This window comes from Streptomyces sp. NPDC087845, from assembly GCF_044742755.1.
GTDB lineage: Bacteria > Actinomycetota > Actinomycetes > Streptomycetales > Streptomycetaceae > Streptomyces.
In genome coordinates this window covers 189,203-209,100 of sequence record NZ_JBIUVC010000001.1, presented here as the reverse complement: position 1 = coordinate 209,100, position 19,898 = coordinate 189,203, and the positions used below count along the sequence as shown (strand labels likewise).

Genomic DNA, 19,898 nt, shown 5'->3' with positions numbered 1-19,898 from the left:
CTCCCGCTCCGCCCCCGGTCAGCGCTGGGGGCGACGGGGCGGCTGTGCGGCGCGGGCCGTCTCTGCGGCGAGCAGCATCCGGCGCTGACGTTGCCGCTGCCGCATGAGCCGTACCTTCCGCACGGTCGCGATGAGCCCGGCGATGAGCGTCCCGCCGTACAGCCACCCGGCGTGCACGGCGAGCGCGGTGACGAGTGCCATGGTCTGGCCCGCGAAACCGCTGGTGCCGCCGGAGATCGGGATGACCCCGACGGCGAACGCGATCGGCACGATGATCGGGGCGGTGACCAGGTCCGCGGGCCGTACCCACAGCGCGGTCAGCGCGCTGACGGGCAGGAACAGCGCACCGAACACGGCCGACGAACCTTCGAACAATAGTTCGTCAAGGCATGCCAGTACGAACATGGAGGCGGCGGCGAAGAGCCCCGCACCGATGCCGGTCAGCCGGGGATTCGGCAGTCTGCGCAGCGCGAGAACGACGGGCGGCACCGGCCGGGACCGGCCCTCCGGCTGCGCGTCCACCACCCGGTAGACGGTGGCGGCCTCGTCGATGGTGCCCTGGGGGGACAGCGGGGCCTGCTGAGACTGCCTGCGCTGCGGGGGACGTGTCCTGTGCTGCTCCACCGGGACAACGTAGGTCGCCGGGCGGGAGGAAACCGGTGCGGGACACGCGCTTTGGGTGACCTTGGGGATGAGTTCGATGCCACACGGCCGAACGGCGACCGGACCGGTGCCCGGCCGGACCCGTGGCTACCCGGTTGCCCCCGCCCGTAAACTGGAGATTCGGCCCACCCGGACCCATGCATGTCCGCCCTCCTTCCCACTGCTCCCCTCACCTCCTCACTCCTCAGGAAGTCGCCAACGTGTCGCTCACGATCGGAATCGTCGGTCTGCCGAATGTCGGCAAGTCGACCCTGTTCAACGCCCTGACCAAGAACGACGTGCTGGCGGCCAACTACCCGTTCGCCACGATCGAGCCGAACGTGGGCGTCGTCGGCGTCCCGGACGCCCGCCTGAACAAGCTGGCCGAGATCTTCGGCTCGCAGCGCCTGCTCCCCGCGACGGTCGACTTCGTCGACATCGCCGGCATCGTCCGAGGCGCTTCGGAGGGCGAGGGCCTGGGCAACAAATTCCTCGCGAACATCCGCGAGTCCGACGCGATCTGCCAGGTCATCCGCGCCTTCAAGGACGAGAACGTCGTCCACGTCGACGGCAAGGTCTCGCCCAAGGACGACATCGAGACGATCAACACCGAGCTGATCCTCGCCGACCTCCAGTCCGTCGAGAAGGCCGTCCCGCGCCTCACGAAGGAGTCCCGCCTCCAGAAGGACAAGGTCGCGGTCCTCGCCGCGGTCGAGGAGGCCCAGAAGATCCTGGAGTCCGGCCAGACGCTCTTCGCCGCAGGCATCAGCGCGGGCACGGAGAAGGGCAAGCTCCTCCACGAGCTGCACCTGCTCACCACCAAGCCCTTCCTCTACGTCTTCAACGTCGACGAGGACGAACTGGTCGACGAGGACTTCAAGAACGAGCAGCGCGCCCTGGTCGCCCCGGCCGAGGCGATCTTCCTCAACGCCAAGATCGAGTCCGAACTGATCGAGCTCGACGACGACGAGGCCCTCGAACTCCTCCAGTCCATGGGCCAGGAAGAGCCCGGCCTCGCCACCCTCGGCCGCGTCGGCTTCGACACCCTGGGCCTGCAGACCTACCTCACCGCAGGCCCGAAGGAAGCGCGGGCCTGGACGATCAAGAAGGGCGCCACGGCCCCCGAGGCGGCCGGTGTCATCCACACCGACTTCCAGAAGGGCTTCATCAAGGCGGAGATCGTCTCCTTCGAGGACCTGGTCGAAACGGGTTCGGTCGCCGAGGCCCGCGCCAAGGGCAAGGCCCGCATGGAGGGCAAGGACTACGTGATGCAGGACGGCGACGTGGTGGAGTTCCGCTTCAACGTCTAATACGTTCGGCGAAAGGCCGTCTGACCTGCGACGGAGCGGGTTGGGCGGCCTTTGCGGTCCGCACAGAGTCCGCAGCGTGCTGGATGACTCCGGCACGCGGAGGAGCGGTTACGCCGCTTCGTCGACCTGTGGCTGGGCATCGGCGGACAGGTCCGCGTACGCCTTGTCGACCGCGGCCCGGGTCCGCTCCTCGGAGTCGGGCCACAGGTGGGTGTAGATGTTCAGCGTCATGGCCGCATTGGTGTGGCCGAGACGCTCGGAGACCGTCTTCACGGACTCACCGTGCTTGATCAGCAGGCTGGCGTAGTGATGCCGGAGGGCGTGGGGCCCGGTGCCCTTCGCTATGCCGGCCTTTGCACAGGCGGGCCGCCAGGACCCGTCCATGAAGTGCGTGTAGACCACGGGCCCGCCTTGCGGTGCCGTGAAGATCCAGCTCTCGGGCCCATCTGCGGGGAAATCCCGTAGGTGGGCCTTCACCGCGTCCACCGCTATGCGGGGGAGTGGAACCGTGCGGTGTGAGCGAGCGGTCTTGGGCGGGCAGACGTACACGCCGTGCTTGGCGGTCTGCTGGATCTGCTGCTCGACCGAGACCGTCGCCTGCAGCAGGTCCACGTGGCGGAGCTGGAGGCCGAACAGCTCGCCGGGGCGGAGCCCGGTGGCAGCGCCGAGCAGCACGAGGCCCTTGTAGCGGGCGGGTATCTCTTCGGACAGTGTCCGCACCTGCTCGACGGCCAGGGGTACGACCTTCTTCCTCGGAACTGAGGGCAGCTTCGCGTCGGTGCAGGGGTTGTGCGGAATCATGCGGTCGCGTACCGCTGCCCGGAAGACAGCGTTGACCGTGTTGAAGACGGTGCGGGAAGTGCTCGCGGCGAGCTTGTGGGTGGTCGTCAGGCTGGTGATCCAGCTCTGCACGTCACCGGGCTTGATCGCGCCGAGTGCCCGCTTCTCCCAGACGGGGTAGACGTAGCAACGCAGGTGCTGGGCCACGGCCTTGGCCGTCGACGGCCGGTGCGGCTGGCTGGCCCGCCACTCCTCCGCGTACTCCTTGAAGGGCTTCTTCGCCGAGCGCGGGTCGACGTACTGGCCGGTGACCACGCTGGTCGTTACTTCGTCGAGCCAGCGCTGGGCGTCGATCTTGCGGTCGAAGTGGCGGGCGTGTTCCTTGCCGTCGAGGTCGCGGTATCGGGCACGCCGTTTGCCGTTGGGGCGCTTCTGGATGCTCGCCAAGTGGCTTCTCCTTTGTGCTGGTTGTCAGTAGTGGCCGCCGTCCTCGATGTCGCTGGTGAGGGTGCGAGCGTCCCGCTCGTCGCCCATGAGGCGGAGGCACTGTTCGTTGATCGCGCGTGAGCTGTCGGGGTGTGCCTTGATGTGGTCGGCGACGGCGAGCACGGCACGGTGCAGACGGTCGCGGGCGTCACGGGTTTCGTAGAACGCTTCGACGGCTTCCTGGACGAGCCGTCGGCTGTCGACGTCGAGCCCTTCCAGGGGCGGCGACATCAGCTCTTCGAGGGGGAGCTCGAATACGCGGGAGAAGGCGAGCGCCTCATCGAGGTTGATCCGTCGGCGGGGAGAGCCGTTCTCGATGCGCCACACGGCCGTCTGGTTCATCTTCACGCCAGCTCTGGTCACCCGCTCGGCCAGCTCGGTCGTGCTCCACCCTCTGACCTCGCGCTCCAGGGCCACGCGTCCCGCCACGTTGCCCTCGCTGTAGAGCAGCGGCACCTCGCCGCCCTCGGCCCTCTCGCCTGCCATCGAACCTCCATCGTGACCATCGCTATCCGAATTGAAACATGGGCTTCCCGGTTTGGCTAACCGCCGATCATGGGGTACTGATTATGCAGATCGAATCGAGAGCTAGCCGAATGGGAACGCACGCGATACCTGACCACCTCCGAGGTCGCCGAGCGCTACCGCACCGCCGAGAGCACCGTCCGCTACTGGCGCCATCTGGAGAAGGGACCGTGCGGCATCAAGATCGGCAAGCGGGTGCTCTACCCCGAGGCCGAACTGCTGCGCTACGAGCGCGCGCTGATCGACGGCGGAGAGGACTGGGGCCTGGCCTCATGAGCCACCGACAGGCCCAGACACAGCAACGGCCCCCGGCGCGCCAACGCCGAGGGCCGGAGATTCCCCTGCACGTCGCCCATCCCTGAACGAACGAACCCGTGAGGGGCGAGACCTTGCCCGTCTCGCCCCTCACCCGAGAGGAACGTCTATGTATGAAGGACCCTACGTCCCCCGCCACCTCGAACGCATCCAGTGTTGCCTGGCCACCGATCGCAGTCCCGGGCCAGGGTCTGCCTCGGAACCGTGAGCGGGCGGAACAGCAACACGACTCCGCAGGAGCCACTGCCGACGCCTCAACCGGCGTTCCGAATCGGAACACGCTGGATACGCAGGCTGCAGAGGCCAGCACCCCGGCCCTCGTGCCCGACAGTGCAGATGACGCCGCTCCCGACGCACCAGCAGCCACTGGCGGTGGTAGCACGGCAGGTGCAGGTACCGCGCTGCTGAACGACCTCCGCACGGCGATCGGGCGGTACGTGGTGTTGCCGAGCGACGAGGCCCTGACCGCCGCTACCCTCTGGGTCGCGGCCTCCCACATTCAGCCCGCCCTTCAGCACGCGCCGCGGCTGGCGGTGGTCGGGCCGACCAAGGGGTGCGGCAAGTCCCGTCTCCTGGACGTTCTCTACGAGACCGTCCACCAGCCGATGATGACGGTGAACACCTCCCCGGCGGTCGTCTTCCGCGTCATCGGCAAGAACCCGCCGACGCTGCTGGTGGACGAGGCCGACACCATCTTCGGCCCCAAGGCAGGCGACAAGGAAGACCTACGCGGCCTGCTGAACGCCGGGCACCAGCGCAACCGGCCCGCCTGGCGGATCTCCGGGCCGGAGCACAAGCCGACCGCGTTCCCCACCTTCGCGATGGCGGCGCTGGCCGGCATCGGTGACCTGCCGGACACGATCATGGACCGCGCGATCGTCATCCGGATGCAGAAGCGGAAGCCGGGCGAGCGGATCACCCCGTTCCGTTCGCGGTACTCCGTGCCCGAACTGCACGCGCTTCGCGACCGGCTGGCCGACTGGTTGGTCCCGTTGCGCGGCACCGTCGCGGGCTTGGTGCCGGAGATGCCCGTCGAGGACCGTGCCGCCGACACATGGGAGCCGCTCGTCATCGTCGCCGATCTTGCCGGTGGGCACTGGCCCGCGCGGGCACGTGCTGCCTGTCTGGCGATGACGCGCAACGAGGTGGTCCAGGACGAGCAGACGACGTTGAAGACGCGGCTGCTGCGTGACATCCGCCGCGTCTTCGACCAGGAGGCCGGCAAGGAGGCTCTGCGCAGCCAGGACCTTCTCGCGGTCCTCATTCAGGACGCCGAGGCCCCGTGGGCGGAGTACGGCACCAAGGGGCTCAACGCCTACCACCTGGCGAATCTGCTGCGCGACTTCGGTATCAGCCCGGCCAACTACCGGTTCGAGAACGGCAGGCAGGCCAAGGCGTACGCCCGCAATCAGTTCGTGGACGCCTGGGCCCGCTACTGCCCCGACCCCGCCCCGTCGGCACCCACCGCCGAGGTCCCGGCACGTCCGACCCCGGGCAGGCCACCCGCCCCTCCGTCCGGGATGCTGCCCACCGGCCCGCCGACAGGGCCCGCAGGCCCCAGGCCCACTCGCTGACCCCAGGTCCGCATCAATCCGTTGCATCCGTCCCCGCGCAGGTCAGCGCGGGGACGGATCTCCTCGCCGTTACGGATCGCTCCGTACCTGCGGCCATCTCCGTACCTGTGCTGACCAGCCACGCGACGGATGCGACGGATGCGACGACACCACCCCTCACGACTGACGGAGCACCACCATGCCCGAATCGAACGCCGACGACCTCACCTGCCGCCGCCGCAGGAAGCTGTTCAGGCTCACCCGACGACCAGCAGCAAGCTGGAGCGAACGAGCCTCTAACGAGGCTTCGTCCGCGCTTGCCCCCGCCCCAGGGGTGGCGGAGGACAAGGCCGAGCGCCAGGGGGCGCCCGAGCCGGAGGAGGGGGTAGCCGAGGACTCTGGCCAGCCCGCAGCCGACTCCGCTCCTCGCCGTACGCCAACCGATGCCACACCGCTCGTCGAGCAGCCCTCCTGGCGAGAACTCGATGCCCCCGCCCTGCCCGCGCAGATGAACCGCAAGCGCACCGTGGAGAAGCGCGACCAGGAGAAGACCATCCGCTTCACGCGCACCGCGGTCCAGGTGATCAGCGCCGCCGCTCAGCAGCGTGGTCAGAGGTTCGCCGGATTCGTCGGGGACGCCGCCCTGGCCGTCGCGCAGGGCAAGGCGGGAATGGTCGGCAGTCCGGAGGACGATCCTCTGCGCCCGCTGATCGGGGCCATCGAAGCGCACACGGTCGCCCTGAACCGCATCGGCGGCAACCTCAACCAGATCACCGCGGCCATCAACCGAGGAACCGTGCCCGAGCGCGCCGAGGCGGTTCTGGACCGCGTCGAGCAAGCGGCACAGAACAGCTTCCACCTCATCGACCGGCTGCTCGCGAACGGCACGACTCATGGTTCCTGACGTCTCCACTGGCTCCGACAGCCGCGGACTGATCGCCTATCTCTTCGGCCCCGGCCGCCGCGACGAGCACACCAACCCCCACATCATCGCCGCCTGGGACATGACCGGCGCTCCCGACCCCGGCCGCGACCCGGCAGCCACCTACTCCCAGCTCGCCAGGCGACTCGACCACCACGTCGACCTCCGCACCCGCGAGCTGGGCGGCAAGAAGCCACCGCAGCACGTCTGGCACTGCCCGGTCCGCACCGCGCCCGGCGACCGCTACCTCACCGACACCGAGTGGGCCGAGGTCGCCCGCCGCGTCGTGCATGCCACGGGCATCGCCCCCGAAGGCGACGAACGGGCATGCCGATGGATCGCGGTCCGGCACGCCGACGACCACATCCACATCATGGCCACCACCGTCCGCGCCGACGGACGCCGCCCACGCACCCACCAGGACGGTCGACGGGCACAGGAGGAGTGCCGCAGCATCGAGGCCGAGTTCGGCCTGCGCCGACTGAAGTCGGGTGACCTCACGGCACCTCGTACCCCGACCGGCGCCGAACGCGCCAAGGCGGAGCGCCAGGGCCACTCGGTGACGGCACGGCAGTGGCTGCGCGAGCGGGCGTACGCCGTCGCTGCTGCCGTACACACCGAGGCCGACTACTTCACCGTGCTGCAATCCCTTGGCATCAAGGTCAAGACACGCCTCGGTCCCGAGACCGGCGACGTAATCGGCTACAGCCTCGCAGCCCCCGGCGACACCAACAGCGCCGGCGAACCCGTCTGGTATGGCGGCTCGAAGCTCGCCCCCGACCTCTCCATCAACCGCCTACGCGAACGCCTGCCCGACCAAGAGGTGACCGACCACCCCCGAAATGTGACGGACCCCACCGACCCATGGCGCCACGCCACCACTGCCGTACACACGGCACGCACCGTCCTCGACTCCAGTGACGATGCCGCCGCCCAGGGCCACCTGGCTGCCTTCGGCGACGCCCTGTACAACATCGCCAGCGCCACGACCGGCGCACATCAGGCGGAACTACGAGCGGCGGCAATGGCGTTCAACCGTGCCCGCCGCTCCGCCACCCGCGCGGACCACCAAGCAGCTCACGCCCTACGCCAGGCCGCCAAGGAACTCGCCTACGCCTCCAACGAACCGGGCGGACTTGCCATCGCCCTGCTCTTCGCCACCGTGCATCTGGCCCACGCCGCCGCCACGTGGCACGAACAGCGCGGCCACGAACAGCAGGCCGCTGCGGCTGAAGAAGCCTTCCGCCACCTCCAGGCGTGCTACCAGCAGGCCGCCACACCCGTCTTGGCGGAGCTTGCCCACCGCGCACCGCGAGCCGCAACCACCCGCCGCTTCGAGCAGGACGTGCGCGCGGCCCTCCCCGACTACGCCGACCGGATCCTCACCGACCCCACTTGGACCGCCCTGACCACAACCCTCGCCCAAGCCGAAACCGCCGGCCACAACCCCCGACGTCTCCTGATCGAGGTGAGCGCCCGACGAGAGCTCGACAGCGCCGAGCGCCCCGCCGAGGTCCTCACCTGGCGCATCGCCACACAACCGAACCGGCGGACGCAAGCGGCTCGCAGCCGAACCGTCACCAGCGGAACGACGTCCACGTCTGCCAGGCCGCGCCCTCCGGCCACATCAGTGGGCAGGAGGCCCGGAGAGCGCAGTCGACACCGCTGACACCAGTCTGATGTCCTCGCCAGGCTTCGCAGCGAGGGCATCAGTTCGGGTTCAACGGCAAAGCTTCATGATGGTGTCATCGAAGTCAGGGAACTCGTCCGTAGCCTGCGCGATGATCGCTGCGGCCGACGCACGGTGGCCTGGAGCAAATCGCTCTGCGATAGCAGCCAGGTCGCGATTGACCTGCGGAGCCCAATCGGGCTCGGGCTCGCCCGAAGTGGCTGCCTCCCACGGGCCGAAGCCATCAGCCAGAAGCCACAGGAAGGCGTCCATGTCGCTAGCGACGACGCCTGTCTCTCCTTCGGAGCCCAGGAAGACGACGGGCTGCTTTGCCAGATCCATGCCCGGCCGGACCAGCCAGAACGCCGCGTAACCGCCGGTGCCGTCCTGGCCGAAGACACGGAAGTCATCTCCGTTCAACTCGGCGTTGCCTGTCCACGCCCGAAGCCAGTCGGTGGTCTCATCGGCAGTCAGAAACGACCCGTACGGCTCGAAATCGACCCTGTCCTCGCCGATGCACTTGAGCCGAACTGCCATCGCAGCGGCGAGGGCGGCAGGAAGCTGGCGATCTCCGCTCACGGTCATGCGAAGAGACTATCGATCACCTCTTGGTTGGCGCCGCTGCCTACCTTGCCTCCATCCCAGCCGAGGCGAGGTGAACGACAGGTCAGCCGTCGTCGGCCACACCTCCTCGCAGGCCCCACTCATCGAGGCCGGAGTAGATCACTGCAACGCGGCCTCTGGGGAAGTCCAGCGATGTGGCCTCACCGCTGTAGAGGGCGATCAGCGCATCGGGTCCTCGCCACCAGGTGTCGACCAAGCCCATCACCTCGCGCACGGGCACATAACCTCTCAAGTCAATGCCGACGACGTCGTCTCCAACGAGCTTGGTGACCTGTTTCGCCCATTTAGATGCGTGGTGAGCCAAGGCCAGCGCTTCTACCCAACCCTCGATGGTTTTGTGGAGGGGAGCCCACTTTTCCGCCTGGATGCCGAACTCACCGGACGGATCGATCATGAACGAGTAGGGCACTGCGGTCCGCTGCATCCCAGCTTCGAACCACCACCCTGCGGAGTCCTCTTCCGGTGAGTCCGGATCGAGGTATTTGGGGCCTCCGTCGTACTGCGGTGCGGGTGGCAGGAGCAGACCGCCCCATCGGTCCTGGTAGGACGCCATCCGATCAATCACCGCTGGTGGAACGTCTCGTTCGAGCCACCACTCGCGGTGCCCCTCAACGGGGCGAACGTCTACTTTGACGCCGTGCGCGCCGACAAAGGTTCGCGCTCGTCGGGTCAGGCCGTCGGGCACATCGTTGATGAGGTGAAGATTCATCCGAGGACGTTACCCGGCCGGGCAGGAGGGGCCTTGACCGGCTTTGGGAAGAAGAACTCCCCACCAACGAGATTCGCTTTCCGCCCGCCCGCAGCGGCGAGGGCATCGGCCGTCAGGCGGCGCGAGCTGTGGGTACCTGTGTGACCCACCTCGTGACCTCGGTCAGGTGCTCGGGCTGTAGACCAAGGTGCGGGTCAGGCTGAATGAGGAGAGTCGCCGTTCCCCTCGTAGTGCGCTCCATCGCCCATTCGTGGTCGAGGCCGGTGAAATCGTCGTCGATCCAGACGGCGGGGGCGTCTGCCAGCCAGACGTCGACGTGGTCGCGTTTCCAGAGGTAGCCGTCGGGGTGGCTGGTGGTGATCTGGGGGCGAGGCAGGTCTATGTAGGGGAAGTCGGGCAGTCCCAGGAGAGGGCCGATGATCGTGGAGGCGTCCTTGCGCCAGCTCGTGCACCACACGGGGGTGACGAGTCCGCTGGTCAGGAGGTCGCTGAGAATGCGGCCGTGGCTCGGGTCGAGCCAGATGGGCACGGGGTCGTCGGGGTGCCGGCCGGTGGGCAGGACGGTGTGGCGGACGTGGGTGGGCGGGGTGCTGCCGTCGGCGGCCGGGAACGGGATGAGGACTCCGTCGACGTCCAGGAGCAGGTAGGGCAGGGTCATCGGTGCCTCCGGCGGTCAGCGTTTGCGGGCGGTGATCAGGAGGGTGGTGGGCCACGGGTCGCGGCGTGGGTGCCGCAGCTCCTGTGTCGAGGTGACGCACAAGCCCGCCCGGGACAGGTGGGCTTCCCAGCGGCGGACGTCGAACTCCCACCGGGCGAGGGGCAGTCGGGTTCGGTCGGGCATGATGACGTAGTCCTCGCGCGGGCGGTCGTCCGTGGAGGGATGTCTTCCGGCCCGTGCCGGGTGAGGGACGGAGAAGGCCAGCACACCGCCCGGTTTCAGACGTCGGGAAACGGCGTTGAGGAGGAGTTCGGGGGCGACGAGGCCGACGGCGCCGAAGACGGAGTAGATCGCGTCGAAGGTCTGGCCGGTGGCCTGCAGGTGGTGCAGTGCGTGGCCGGCGGCGAACGTGGCGCCGTCGATGTGGCCGTAGTGGGAGCGGGCGCGGCGCACTTGGAGGCCGATCAGGTCCACGCCGGTGACGCGGGCCTGGTGGTGTATCGCGAGGTGGGCAACGTTGTGGCCGGGGCCGCAGCCCAGCTCCAGGACACGTTTGCCGCACAGGTCCCGGCCCAGGATCTCGGCGCCGGGACCGAGGCCGGCGTGGGTGCTCCATTCCATACGGGCCGGTGCGGTCAGGGCGTGCGCGGGGGCAGCGGCTGTGCGCTGGGCTGCGTGGGCGTACCAGGGGGAGACCTGGGCGAGCACCTAGACCTCCAGGAGTTGAACCACGTCGCCCAGGTGGCGGCGGACGACGGGGATGTACGCGGGGTCCTTGGCCGGGTCGTCGATCCAGCGGATGGCCTGCTCCATGAACCACTCCACGACCCACATGCGGTGCCAGCCCAGGGCCCATGCCTGGGCGGTCAGGCCGCCCCTGGACGCGAGCGCGTCCTCATGCCCGCCTGCGGTGACGTACTGCTCCAGGAACACCCGCATGCGGAAGGGGCTCGGTACGTCGGTGGTGCCGTGGTACGAGGCGAGGTCGATCAGGCCGGGGCCGGTGAAAGCGCGTGCGAAGTCGAGGAGGTGCCAGCCGTTCTCCCCGATGTGGACGCTCGTGGGGTGGAACTCGGAGTGGACCCAGCCGAACGGGTCGAGCGTCGCACCTTCGACGCGAGTCTCGGCCGCTGCGGAGATCTTCCCCAGCGCGGTCTCGATGTTGTTGCAGTCCGTCCAGCGGTCGGCCTTCCGCAGCCGCTGGAGGTGATCGAGGGCTCGGCCGGGCAGGGCTGCGAGGCCCGCCCCGTCGAGGAGGGGCAGACCGCCCCCTGGGCGTGCGGCGTGGAGCATGACGGCGGCGGCGACGCCGTCGAGGTCGTCGGCGTTCCGTACGGGCGTGCCGAGGTCGTCCATGAGCATCCCGAGCCACTTGTCCTGCATGGCGGTGGCGTGGAGCGCGGGGACCGGGAGCCGGCGCTGGTGGGCCATCCGCAGGGCCTGGGCCTCGCGGTCGAAGGGCTCCTTGGCGTACTTGAAGACGGCCGTGGTGCCGTCGGGGAAGGTGACGCGTTCGACGCCGGACATGCCCCAGACCCGAATCTCGGCACGGTCGGGGAGGGGCTTGCCGACGAGGGTGCACAGGTCGTCCAGCAGGGTGGCGGACACGCTCTGGTCCATGGGGGTCTCCAGGGGATGGTGGGCTCCGGGGCGGGCGCGCGCGAGCTGGCCCGCCCCGGAGCCGTACTGGGGTGGGGTTACTCGGCTGCGGGCACGCGGTGGGCGTAGACCTGCTCGATCCAGCCCGCCTTGAACTCGGCTAGGTCGTCACGGAAGTTGGCCATCGAGGCACCGTAGGGCGCGACGACGCCGCCGGACTGGTCCGGCACGGACTGGCAGCCATGCACGAGCCGGCCGCCGAGCGCGGCGTGGGCCTTGATGGACTCGATGCGGCGGTGCTCGTTGAACCAGCCGCCGTGGTAGACCTCGTCGAGCATCCCGCCCATCTCGTCGTCCAGGTCGAAGACGACGGAGGTGGCGGCAGGGAAGAACCAGCACGGGCCGACGTTGGAGATGTGCCCGTCCAGCTCGACCTTGTTGAGCGCCATCAGCGTCGCCGCCTCACGGAGCATGCGCAGGTGGTCGGCGGTGATCTGCGGGAGACCGAGGCCGGCCAGGTGCTCCTCGCGGAAGAGGTACGAGTACACCCCGTACGCCGTCGCCAGCACGCGGGCCGCGTCGGAGGTGGACTCGCCGTGGTTCTTGATGAAGTCGAGCGCGAGCTGCTCGACCGTGCTCTCGGTCGTCTCGTCCACGTCGAGGAGCTGGGCCTTGACCAGCTCCCAGTCGGCGACGAGCCAGGTGCTGGACTGGAAGCGGAAGAAGTACTCGGTCGGGTCGATGGTGATGCGCCAGCCGTCCACCTGGATGCCGGGCAGGCGGTTCCAGCGCGGGTCGAAGGCGTCGGGCAGCTCGACCGTGATGGTCGCGGTGTCGATGGTGGTCACCGTGTCTCCGTCTCTGATCGGCCGGGTTCGGGCACAGGAATGCCCGAGTCCGGTGTGGGTGTACGGAACTTCGGGGTGCCGCCCGGACCAAGGGGGAGCCTGGATCACGGTCGCGCCGTTCCGGGCGGCTGCTGATAAGTGAACCGGTGGTCACGCTGAGTGGGTACGGTGGAAGGCAGTTGAAGCGGTATACGCGGTTTACAGCTCCGGAGTGGAGGCGATCGTGGCGGCGCCGAGAGAACCAAACTCCCGTCTGCGTGACGTCATCGCGGCGGTCGACTGCACCTACGAGGCCCTCGCCAGAGACGTGCGGCGCATCGCCGCCGAGAACGGCGAGATCCTCCAGACCAACAAGTCGGCTATCTCTCACTGGGTGAACGGCACCCGTGCCCCGTCGGGCCGAGTAGGCCAGTACCTCGCCGAAGCGCTGTCCCGTCGAGCGGGGCGCACGATCACCCAGACCGAGATCGGACTCCAGGCCAGCGATGACGAAGCGCCGGCAGAATCCGACCCCGTCCTCGCAGTCACCGATCTGGGCCGCGCCGACGTCGAGCGCCGCCGCTTCCTTGCCATCGCGGCCTTCACCACCGCCGGCGTCGCCATGCCGCTCGGATACGACCACGAAGCCACTGCCCGCATGCTCCGTGCCCGCACCGGCACGTCCCTGGTCGGGGCGGAAGACGTGGACGTCGTACGCCAGATCACCGCGGCCTTCAGTGCGGCCGACGAGCGCCTCGGCGGCGGGCACGGCTTGACCACCGTCACCGCGTACCTCGCCGACACCGCAGCCCCCATGCTGCGCGGACGCTTCCCCAGCGAAGCCTTACGCCGGGCCGCCTTCGGAGCCGTCGCCGAACTCGCCTACCTCGCAGGGTGGAAGCACCACGACCTCGGCCAGGAAGGCGCCGCCCAGCGCTACTACCAGGTCGGCTACAAGCTCGCCTGCGAAGCCGACCCCCGCGGCCACGCCGCCTGGATGATGCGCGCCCTCGCCCACCAGGCCCTCAGCCTCAAACAGCCCCACCACTGCGTGGACCTCGTCGAAGGCGCCCTCACTCGCGGCCTCGGCCACGTAGACGGCCAGACGGAAGCGCTCCTTCACATTACGCACGCGCGCGCCTACGCAGCCGTTGGCGAGAACCCATTGGCCGCCCGAGCTCTCCTCGCCGCCGAAGACGCGCTCCTGCGCGAGGACGGTCCCCAGCCCAGCTTCTCCCGCGTCAGCGGCCCCGCCGCCGGCACCGTGGCCAGCCACACCGCACGCACACTGACCGACCTCGCCGACCACGTCGGTACGGAACAGCAGCACCGCGACGCGCTCACCCGCTGGGACCCCGAAAAGTACAAGCGCGTCCATGCCCTCACCCACGCCGACCTCGGCGACAGCCTGGCCGCCCAGGCCCGCGCCGACGAAGCCGTCGCCGCCTGGACCCAGGCCCTGGTCCTCATGGAGGGCATGACCTCCGACCGCACCCGCAAGGCGATCACCTCGATCCGCTCTATCCTCGCGGTCTACCAGCGCCGACGCGTCCCGGGAGCTGCGGATCTCGCCCGCCGCGCCCGCGAGGCCCTCGCCTAGCATGCCCAACAACCCGCCCGACGAAGGGAACACTGTGACCCAGCAGACCGACGACCAGCCCAAGGCCCTCAAGCCGGCGCTCGAATCGATGACCTTGCTGGTCGCGGCCGTCATCGTCCACGACAAGGCCACCAACCGCGTCGTCCTCCTCCAGCGCAGCAAGAACGCGAAGTTCGCCCAGGGCATGTGGGACCTGCCCGTCGGCAAGAGCGAACCGGGCGAGCCCATCACGGAGACCGCGGTCCGCGAGCTCTACGAGGAGACCGGCCTCACGGTGAAGCCCGAGTCCCTCAAGGTCGCCCACATCATCCACGGCGCCTGGGGCGTCGAAGCCCCCAACGGCTTCCTCACGGTCGTCTTCGCCACCCACGAATGGACCGGCGAACCCGAAAACCGCGAACCCCGCAAGCACTCCCAGGTCCGCTGGATCGACGCCAACGCCATCCCCGAAGCGTTCGTGGATACCACTGCCAGCGCCTTCCACCATTACCTGAATGACGGCTTGGAGGTCTCGCTGGACGGCTGGTCGGCAGCGTGAGCATCACGCTGCTTCACCTCATACCCAAGGATCCGAACTTTTCGCCTGCGTCGGCCGCGAGCGAGGCTGCGCAGGCCCAGCTACAGCAACTGGTTCCTGAAGCGCTGGGCGGTTATGACGTCTGGGACATCCCCGGCGCAGCCTTCATCGACCCCGGGGAGAACTGGTGCGGTGTTCGGTGCCCCGTGTGCGGCTCCGACATCGAAGACTGGTGGGGCAACGCGATGGACACGGCAGCCCTTCCGGACGGCTATTTCGACTCGCTTGCCGTTACGGTGCCCTGTTGCTCTGCCCAGACGGACTTGAACGCCCTCGACTACGTCTGGGCTGCGGGTTTCGCCAGGTACAGCCTCGTAACCACAGATCCAGAATGCGAGCTGCCGCTGCCGCAAGCCAGCGTCCACGCGCTGGAGGACCTCCTGGGCACGGACCTGCGGCAGGTCATCGACCGGTACTGACGTAGCGCTGGATTCGTTATGCAGGGCCACTCGGAAACAGAAGCTTGTAAGGCAGGTAATCGTCGTCCGGTACGCGCGGCACGTAGTCCGGGGCCGTGCGTGCAGCCACCGCCAGCAGGCGAGCGGCAGCCTCCTCCTCGGAGATGGAGGCAAGCCCGAGGGCGTGCAGAAGGCGGTCGCGCTCGGCGTCGAAGTCCGGGTGGTCGGCCCGAAGGTCCGAGCCGAGCTCGCTGATCGCGAAGCCCTTCGCCAGGTCGCGCCAGAAGGGCAGCACCACGATGAGTGTGATGGCCTCGACGAGGTCGGCGCCGATCAGTGTCGTCTGGCCCTCCGAGTCGGCGTACAGGACGGTCCTCTCCTCGGCCCCGGCTTCCCCGCACAGGAAGTACGTGCCGCCGGCGCCGCAGCTGGCTATCGGGTGTAGGGGGATACCGGTGGGAAGGGCAAGGTCCTCTATGGGGTCCCGGCGTTCGACGTCGAAATCGCCAGGCCAGGCGAGCGCGGCAGAAAGGGAAGGCCCCTGCTCGATCCGGCGGAGTAGATCGTCTGATGCGGTCATGGGACGGAACGTAAGGGCCTGCGCTGGCACTGCACAAGAATGGAGGTCGCGGCGACCTGCACCTGAGCGCTCAGGCTGCTGCTTCGCCCGGGTACTCGTCCTCCGGGGAATCATCCGCACCCGGGGCCTCGCCTTCCGGGGAATCGTCCGCATCGGACTTTGGAGAGACCCAGGTGGTGCCGGGAGGCAGATCTTCCCCTGTCTCCTCCTTGTACTGCGCCTTCTTCTCCTCGCTGGCGTTCCAGCCGTGGTGGAGATTCCGCAGGTGGTTCTTGACGGAGTCGCGAGGACTGCTCGTCCTTTCGGAGGCGGAGGGCTGCTCTTGGCCAGCGACACCCTCGACTTCCGCGGCACCCTCAGCATCCTCAACGTCTTCGGCGTTTGCGGAACCCTCGGCATAGCTGGGGAACTCGTCTGCGTCCTCATCCATGCTGCGCGGCGCGAGGACCACAACAGCGACCATGCCCGCAGCCACGCCCGCGACTTTGACGAAGCGGATCGTCCTCGGGTGCTTCTCGGCCCAGCCCTTGCCCTTCTCGACCCAGTCCTTGGCCTTCTCGCGGAGGGAAGTGGGCTCGCCGTCATCGGGGGGCATGGAGTCAGTCACGGGCACAGATCTACCGGACCCATCCCTCGCCTGTCAGACAATCGCCTGACATCGCCCGATGCGTTACGGCGGCGCTCGCCAGACTGAAGTACGTCTTCGCGTCTTCACGAAGGGGCGGCCTTCGGCCGCCACAGCCGCTTGCCGTCATCGCTCTGCCCGCCCTCCAGGCGGCCTCTGTGCTGGTGGTGCCGGGCACGACGACCCTCATCGAGCTCGGCCGCTTCAGACGCGGTTTACAGCTCCAGGGATTTCGCTGCCTCGGATCCCCCGGCAAGTCCGCAGCCAGTCCGCAGGACACCCGTAAATGGTCGTCGGGAGCCAACGCATGCCAACCAGGAAATACCAGGTCAGGGGCATGCAGGAGGCTCCGCCGCAGGTCAGGTTCGGGCCGCAGACGTTCCGCTTCAACGTCTGATTGGACGTGAATAACGGCCTGACCTGCGAGAAGGCAGGTCAGGCCGTTGTGCTGTCCGCAGTAGTCCGCAGAACCTGAAGCGGCTAGGCGTCGTAGACCGTGGAGCGGTGTCCGACGTGTACGACCCACACCACTAGTTCCCCGTTGCCGATGGTGTAGAAGACGCGATAGTCGCCGACTCGCAGGCGGCGGCGCTCAGGCTGGGAGACAAGTGCCGTGGTGTTGAAGCTGAAAGGGTCGCTCTCCAGCTCTGTCAGTTTGGCCAGGATACGAAGCGCCATGTCGCGAGGGATCTTGCGAAGCTCGGCCTGGGCCTCGGGTCGGAACACCGTGCGGTAGTCACTCACTGCGTGCCAGCGTCTCCCTCATCACGTCCTCGATCGGGACGCCGGCGGCCGGGCTCGCCATGCGTTCGTCGATGATGCGGTTGATCTCGCGCTCTTCCCACTCCTGGTACTTGCGCAGCACCTCGATCGAGACCACGGCGGCGACCTGCTTGCCGCGGCGGGTGATGACAGTGGGCATGTCGTCGCGGTCGGCCCGTTCGACGACTTCGGCCAAGTGGGCGCGTACGTCGCGGATGGACTCTATGGGCAGCGGCTGAGTCATGCCCCAAGGGTACCGAGTGTGCCATGTGTACACAATCTGGGTTGCATGCGCTCGTTGGATGAGCTGCCGATTGGGTGGCTGATTCCGGGACGCGGTCCGGGTCTTCAGCGCCCAGGATCGATGCGCCGTGTCCCGTCCGGTGCTGCCGGGTTGCCACCACCGAGGCGGGGCTGACGCCGTCAGCTTTCCCAGTCGACGGAAACCGCGGCCCCGTCGCGGGCCATCTTGACGGCGAGGAGTTCGTCACTGGTCGCAGCGTCGATCGTGTAGTCCATGACGATCCGGGCCTTGGCCTCGCCGATCAGGTGCCACAGTCCGATCCGAACGGGGTGCATGGCTGCGGTGAACGCGTCGGCGCTGATCGCTTCGCCGTTCGCTTCCAGGGTGAGGCGTTTGATCACCTCGACGTCGTCGAGTTCGGCGGCGTGGTGGTCGATGAAGCAGCGATCCTGCTGCAGGTCCTCACGGATTGCCGCGCGAGCCGCGGTGTCCAGAGCCGGCAGGTGGGCCAGGTGCGTCGCGAACGCATCCAGTTCCCCCGCATCCAGCCCGGAGCTGGGTTCGGCCCACAGCCGTACTTCGACCTCACTGCTTCCCAGCGCGGCTGTGCCTTCCCAGATGACTTCCGTCTCGTCCACCGGCGGAACCTCAAGGTGCCCGAAGTAAGGGTGATCGATACTCTTCATGAGGCCTGTCATTTCGATGGGCGGGGACGGCTTGAGAAGCAGTGAACGTTCCTGGTCCAGGTTACGACCTCGATCATTCCGTGCGCGGGTACCGGTTCTGTCGGTACAGCACCTCCGGTGTCACCTGCCCGTACACGATGCGCACGCGCGCGGTCTGCTCGAAACGACAACCCTGAGTGCACACCGGTGCGCAGACTGCCACCACGTCTTAAGGCTCGGTCGACACGTCTGTCGAGGGTCACGAAGGCAATCACTAACCTCTATGTTACTAACATTGTTGTTAGTGTCATAGGTGGGAGGTCGACCAGACGTGGTGGATTTTGTAGGACGTCGCCAGGAGCTGGCGACGTTGGAGCGAGAGCTGCAGAAGGTGGCGGCAGGGATCGGCGGGGAGCGGCCCGGTCGGTGCGTGATGTTGCGTGGGCGGCGCCGGGTGGGCAAGTCGCGGCTGGTCGAGCGGTTTGCGGAGCGCTCCGGAGCCCCTTTCTTGTTCTTCGCTGCGACTGGTGCATCCCCCAGGGATGATCTGGCACGGCTGGCCAGGGACGCCCAAGTGTCGACGCTGCCGTTGGCGGGGCTGGTGGCCGCCGCGCGGCCGGAGAACTGGGATGCCGCGTTCGATGTGCTGGCCGCGGCGCTGCCTGCCGACCGGACGAGCGTTCTGATCATCGACGAAGTGCCGTACCTGATGGATACCGACGGCGCCTTTGAAGGGATGCTGCAACGGGCCTGGGACCGGGTGCTGGAGACCAAGCCGGTGCTGCTGGTCCTCATCGGCTCCGATCTGTCGATGATGGAGGCACTGAACAGCTACGGACGCCCCTTCCATCAGCGCGGCCGGGAGATGGTGCTGGGACCGCTCAACCCCGCCGAGGTGGGGCAGATGCTTGGGCTGGATCCGGCGGAAGCCTTCGACGCCGCACTGGTCACCGGCGGGCTGCCGCTGATCTGCGCAGAGTGGCCGCGCGGCGCAGGGCTGTGGGACTTCCTGGGCGAGGCGCTGAGCGATCCGGTCTCGGCCCTGCTGGTGTCGGCCGAGCGTTCGCTGGCCGCCGAATTCCCCCCGCGGGTACAGGCGCGCAAGGTGCTGACGGCCATCGGGAGTGGCGAGCGGACCTTCACCAGTATCGCCCGTGCAGCCGGCGGGATCGGGGCCACGCCGCTGCAGCGAGCTCTGGAGCTGCTTACGGACAAACGGATCGTCGCCGGCGAGCTGCCTGTATCGCTGCGCCCGTCGAAGGACCGCCGCTACCGGGTGACAGATCCGTACCTGCGGTTCTGGCTGCACCTGCTCGGCCCGTCGATGGAGGAGATCGAGCGGGGGCGGGGCGATCTGACCTTGGCGCGCATCCGGGAGAACTGGACCAGCTGGCGTGGTCGGGCCGTCGAGCCTCTTGTCCGTGAGGCCCTGGCGCGGATACTGCCCGACGACCGGCTGCCCGCGGCCCCCGCAGTGGGCGGCTACTGGACCCGCACCAACGACATCGAGATCGATATCGTCGGGGCCGACCGCGCCCCCATCGCCAAGGAGCTGTTCTTCGTCGGCTCCATCAAGTGGCTGGAGCAGTCGCCCTTCGACCGGCATGACTTGGCCGCTCTGCATCGGCACCGGGCTGCCCTCACCGACGAACCTGTTCCAGTCGTGGCGGTTTCGCGTAGTGGAGTCGACTGTCCGGGGCTCGACGCCACCTACGGCCCCGGCGATTTGCTGACCGCCTGGCCGCTGTGAGTGGCGGATGTCAGGTGAGGTACGGGAGTCGGTGAGGCCTCGGTCGCTTACCGGCGCTGTTGTGCAGCGTTGGCGGTC

Annotated in this window: 23 protein-coding genes; 9 read left to right on the top strand and 14 right to left on the bottom strand. The window is 68.2% G+C overall.

Annotation, left to right across the window (positions count from 1 at the left end; translation table 11 throughout):
• Nucleotides 1-18: 18 nt before the first annotated feature.
• Nucleotides 19-624: a DUF6542 domain-containing protein gene (locus ACIOMQ_RS00930; protein WP_401261352.1), complete on the bottom strand. Its 606-nt coding sequence runs from the start codon at nucleotides 622-624 to the stop codon at nucleotides 19-21.
• 239 nt (nucleotides 625-863) lie between these two features.
• On the opposite strand from ACIOMQ_RS00930, the gene ychF reads away from it, so the two are divergent.
• Complete coding sequence (gene ychF / locus ACIOMQ_RS00925) at nucleotides 864-1,952, top strand: redox-regulated ATPase YchF (protein ID WP_362200212.1); 1,089 nt, start codon at nucleotides 864-866, stop codon at nucleotides 1,950-1,952.
• A 108-nt stretch (nucleotides 1,953-2,060) separates the two neighbouring features.
• On the opposite strand, the gene ACIOMQ_RS00920 is transcribed toward ychF, so the two are convergent.
• Both ACIOMQ_RS00920 and ACIOMQ_RS00915 read right to left on the bottom strand, forming a co-directional pair.
• Nucleotides 2,061-3,179 carry a tyrosine-type recombinase/integrase gene (locus ACIOMQ_RS00920; RefSeq protein ID WP_402187456.1) on the bottom strand — a complete coding sequence of 373 codons (1,119 nt, stop codon included), beginning with the start codon at nucleotides 3,177-3,179 and terminating at the stop codon, nucleotides 2,061-2,063.
• A gap of 24 nt (nucleotides 3,180-3,203) precedes the next feature.
• On the bottom strand, nucleotides 3,204-3,704 hold the full coding sequence (locus ACIOMQ_RS00915; protein WP_402187454.1) for a helix-turn-helix transcriptional regulator: 501 nt from the start codon (nucleotides 3,702-3,704) through the stop codon (nucleotides 3,204-3,206).
• A 129-nt stretch (nucleotides 3,705-3,833) separates the two neighbouring features.
• On the opposite strand from ACIOMQ_RS00915, the gene ACIOMQ_RS00910 reads away from it, so the two are divergent.
• The 4 genes from ACIOMQ_RS00910 to ACIOMQ_RS00895 all read left to right on the top strand — a co-directional run bounded on the left by ACIOMQ_RS00910 (nucleotide 3,834) and on the right by ACIOMQ_RS00895 (nucleotide 8,202).
• On the top strand, nucleotides 3,834-4,019 hold the full coding sequence (locus tag ACIOMQ_RS00910) for a helix-turn-helix transcriptional regulator (RefSeq protein ID WP_402187918.1): 186 nt from the start codon (nucleotides 3,834-3,836) through the stop codon (nucleotides 4,017-4,019).
• A gap of 152 nt (nucleotides 4,020-4,171) precedes the next feature.
• On the top strand, nucleotides 4,172-5,632 hold the full coding sequence (locus ACIOMQ_RS00905; RefSeq protein ID WP_402187452.1) for a DUF3631 domain-containing protein: 1,461 nt from the start codon (nucleotides 4,172-4,174) through the stop codon (nucleotides 5,630-5,632).
• A 313-nt stretch (nucleotides 5,633-5,945) separates the two neighbouring features.
• The gene (locus ACIOMQ_RS00900; protein ID WP_402187916.1) at nucleotides 5,946-6,515 is read left to right on the top strand and encodes a hypothetical protein; all 570 of its coding nucleotides are present in this window, start codon (nucleotides 5,946-5,948) and stop codon (nucleotides 6,513-6,515) included.
• A complete protein-coding gene (locus ACIOMQ_RS00895) occupies nucleotides 6,505-8,202 on the top strand; it encodes a relaxase/mobilization nuclease domain-containing protein (RefSeq protein WP_402187450.1) in 1,698 nt (565 codons plus the stop codon). Before ACIOMQ_RS00900 ends, ACIOMQ_RS00895 begins: the two co-directional genes overlap by 11 nt.
• Nucleotides 8,203-8,253: 51 nt before the next feature.
• Here the strand turns inward: ACIOMQ_RS00895 and ACIOMQ_RS00890 are convergent, their stop codons facing one another.
• The 6 genes from ACIOMQ_RS00890 to ACIOMQ_RS00865 form a co-directional block, all read right to left on the bottom strand.
• Nucleotides 8,254-8,787 carry an SMI1/KNR4 family protein gene (locus ACIOMQ_RS00890; RefSeq protein ID WP_402187447.1) on the bottom strand — a complete coding sequence of 178 codons (534 nt, stop codon included), beginning with the start codon at nucleotides 8,785-8,787 and terminating at the stop codon, nucleotides 8,254-8,256.
• 82 nt (nucleotides 8,788-8,869) lie between these two features.
• Nucleotides 8,870-9,535 (bottom strand): hypothetical protein, encoded by a 666-nt coding sequence (locus ACIOMQ_RS00885; protein ID WP_402187444.1) that lies wholly within the window; start codon nucleotides 9,533-9,535, stop codon nucleotides 8,870-8,872.
• Nucleotides 9,536-9,647: 112 nt separating this feature from the next.
• On the bottom strand, nucleotides 9,648-10,193 hold the full coding sequence (locus ACIOMQ_RS00880) for an HAD domain-containing protein (RefSeq protein ID WP_402187442.1): 546 nt from the start codon (nucleotides 10,191-10,193) through the stop codon (nucleotides 9,648-9,650).
• Between the two features lie 15 nt (nucleotides 10,194-10,208).
• Nucleotides 10,209-10,901 carry a class I SAM-dependent methyltransferase gene (locus ACIOMQ_RS00875; protein WP_402187439.1) on the bottom strand — a complete coding sequence of 231 codons (693 nt, stop codon included), beginning with the start codon at nucleotides 10,899-10,901 and terminating at the stop codon, nucleotides 10,209-10,211.
• Nucleotides 10,902-11,813: an aminoglycoside phosphotransferase family protein gene (locus ACIOMQ_RS00870; RefSeq protein ID WP_402187436.1), complete on the bottom strand. Its 912-nt coding sequence runs from the start codon at nucleotides 11,811-11,813 to the stop codon at nucleotides 10,902-10,904.
• Between the two features lie 77 nt (nucleotides 11,814-11,890).
• Complete coding sequence (locus tag ACIOMQ_RS00865; protein WP_402187433.1) at nucleotides 11,891-12,640, bottom strand: hypothetical protein; 750 nt, start codon at nucleotides 12,638-12,640, stop codon at nucleotides 11,891-11,893.
• A 223-nt stretch (nucleotides 12,641-12,863) separates the two neighbouring features.
• On the opposite strand from ACIOMQ_RS00865, the gene ACIOMQ_RS00860 reads away from it, so the two are divergent.
• Genes ACIOMQ_RS00860 through ACIOMQ_RS00850 form a run of 3 tightly spaced genes read left to right on the top strand, consistent with a single transcriptional unit; the run spans nucleotide 12,864 to nucleotide 15,215 of the window.
• Nucleotides 12,864-14,219: a tetratricopeptide repeat protein gene (locus ACIOMQ_RS00860; protein ID WP_402187429.1), complete on the top strand. Its 1,356-nt coding sequence runs from the start codon at nucleotides 12,864-12,866 to the stop codon at nucleotides 14,217-14,219.
• 1 nt (nucleotide 14,220) lies between these two features.
• Nucleotides 14,221-14,757 carry an NUDIX domain-containing protein gene (locus tag ACIOMQ_RS00855; protein WP_402187426.1) on the top strand — a complete coding sequence of 179 codons (537 nt, stop codon included), beginning with the start codon at nucleotides 14,221-14,223 and terminating at the stop codon, nucleotides 14,755-14,757.
• A complete protein-coding gene (locus tag ACIOMQ_RS00850; protein ID WP_362200249.1) occupies nucleotides 14,754-15,215 on the top strand; it encodes a hypothetical protein in 462 nt (153 codons plus the stop codon). Before ACIOMQ_RS00855 ends, ACIOMQ_RS00850 begins: the two co-directional genes overlap by 4 nt.
• Before the next feature lie 16 nt (nucleotides 15,216-15,231).
• Here the strand turns inward: ACIOMQ_RS00850 and ACIOMQ_RS00845 are convergent, their stop codons facing one another.
• The 5 genes from ACIOMQ_RS00845 to ACIOMQ_RS00825 all read right to left on the bottom strand — a co-directional run bounded on the left by ACIOMQ_RS00845 (nucleotide 15,232) and on the right by ACIOMQ_RS00825 (nucleotide 18,043).
• Nucleotides 15,232-15,774 (bottom strand): hypothetical protein, encoded by a 543-nt coding sequence (locus ACIOMQ_RS00845; RefSeq protein WP_402187423.1) that lies wholly within the window; start codon nucleotides 15,772-15,774, stop codon nucleotides 15,232-15,234.
• Between the two features lie 70 nt (nucleotides 15,775-15,844).
• Nucleotides 15,845-16,381 (bottom strand): hypothetical protein, encoded by a 537-nt coding sequence (locus ACIOMQ_RS00840; RefSeq protein WP_402187420.1) that lies wholly within the window; start codon nucleotides 16,379-16,381, stop codon nucleotides 15,845-15,847.
• Nucleotides 16,382-16,879: 498 nt separating this feature from the next.
• Entirely contained in the window at nucleotides 16,880-17,143 is a 264-nt protein-coding gene (locus tag ACIOMQ_RS00835) for a type II toxin-antitoxin system RelE/ParE family toxin (protein ID WP_402187417.1), read from the bottom strand.
• On the bottom strand, nucleotides 17,136-17,405 hold the full coding sequence (locus tag ACIOMQ_RS00830; RefSeq protein WP_072483971.1) for a type II toxin-antitoxin system Phd/YefM family antitoxin: 270 nt from the start codon (nucleotides 17,403-17,405) through the stop codon (nucleotides 17,136-17,138). Before ACIOMQ_RS00830 ends, ACIOMQ_RS00835 begins: the two co-directional genes overlap by 8 nt.
• 179 nt (nucleotides 17,406-17,584) lie before the next feature.
• The gene (locus tag ACIOMQ_RS00825) at nucleotides 17,585-18,043 is read right to left on the bottom strand and encodes a DUF2004 domain-containing protein (RefSeq protein WP_402187415.1); all 459 of its coding nucleotides are present in this window, start codon (nucleotides 18,041-18,043) and stop codon (nucleotides 17,585-17,587) included.
• A gap of 358 nt (nucleotides 18,044-18,401) precedes the next feature.
• On the opposite strand from ACIOMQ_RS00825, the gene ACIOMQ_RS00820 reads away from it, so the two are divergent.
• Nucleotides 18,402-19,820, top strand: coding sequence for an ATP-binding protein (locus tag ACIOMQ_RS00820; protein WP_402187412.1), 1,419 nt, complete (start codon nucleotides 18,402-18,404; stop codon nucleotides 19,818-19,820).
• Nucleotides 19,821-19,898: the final 78 nt, after the last annotated feature.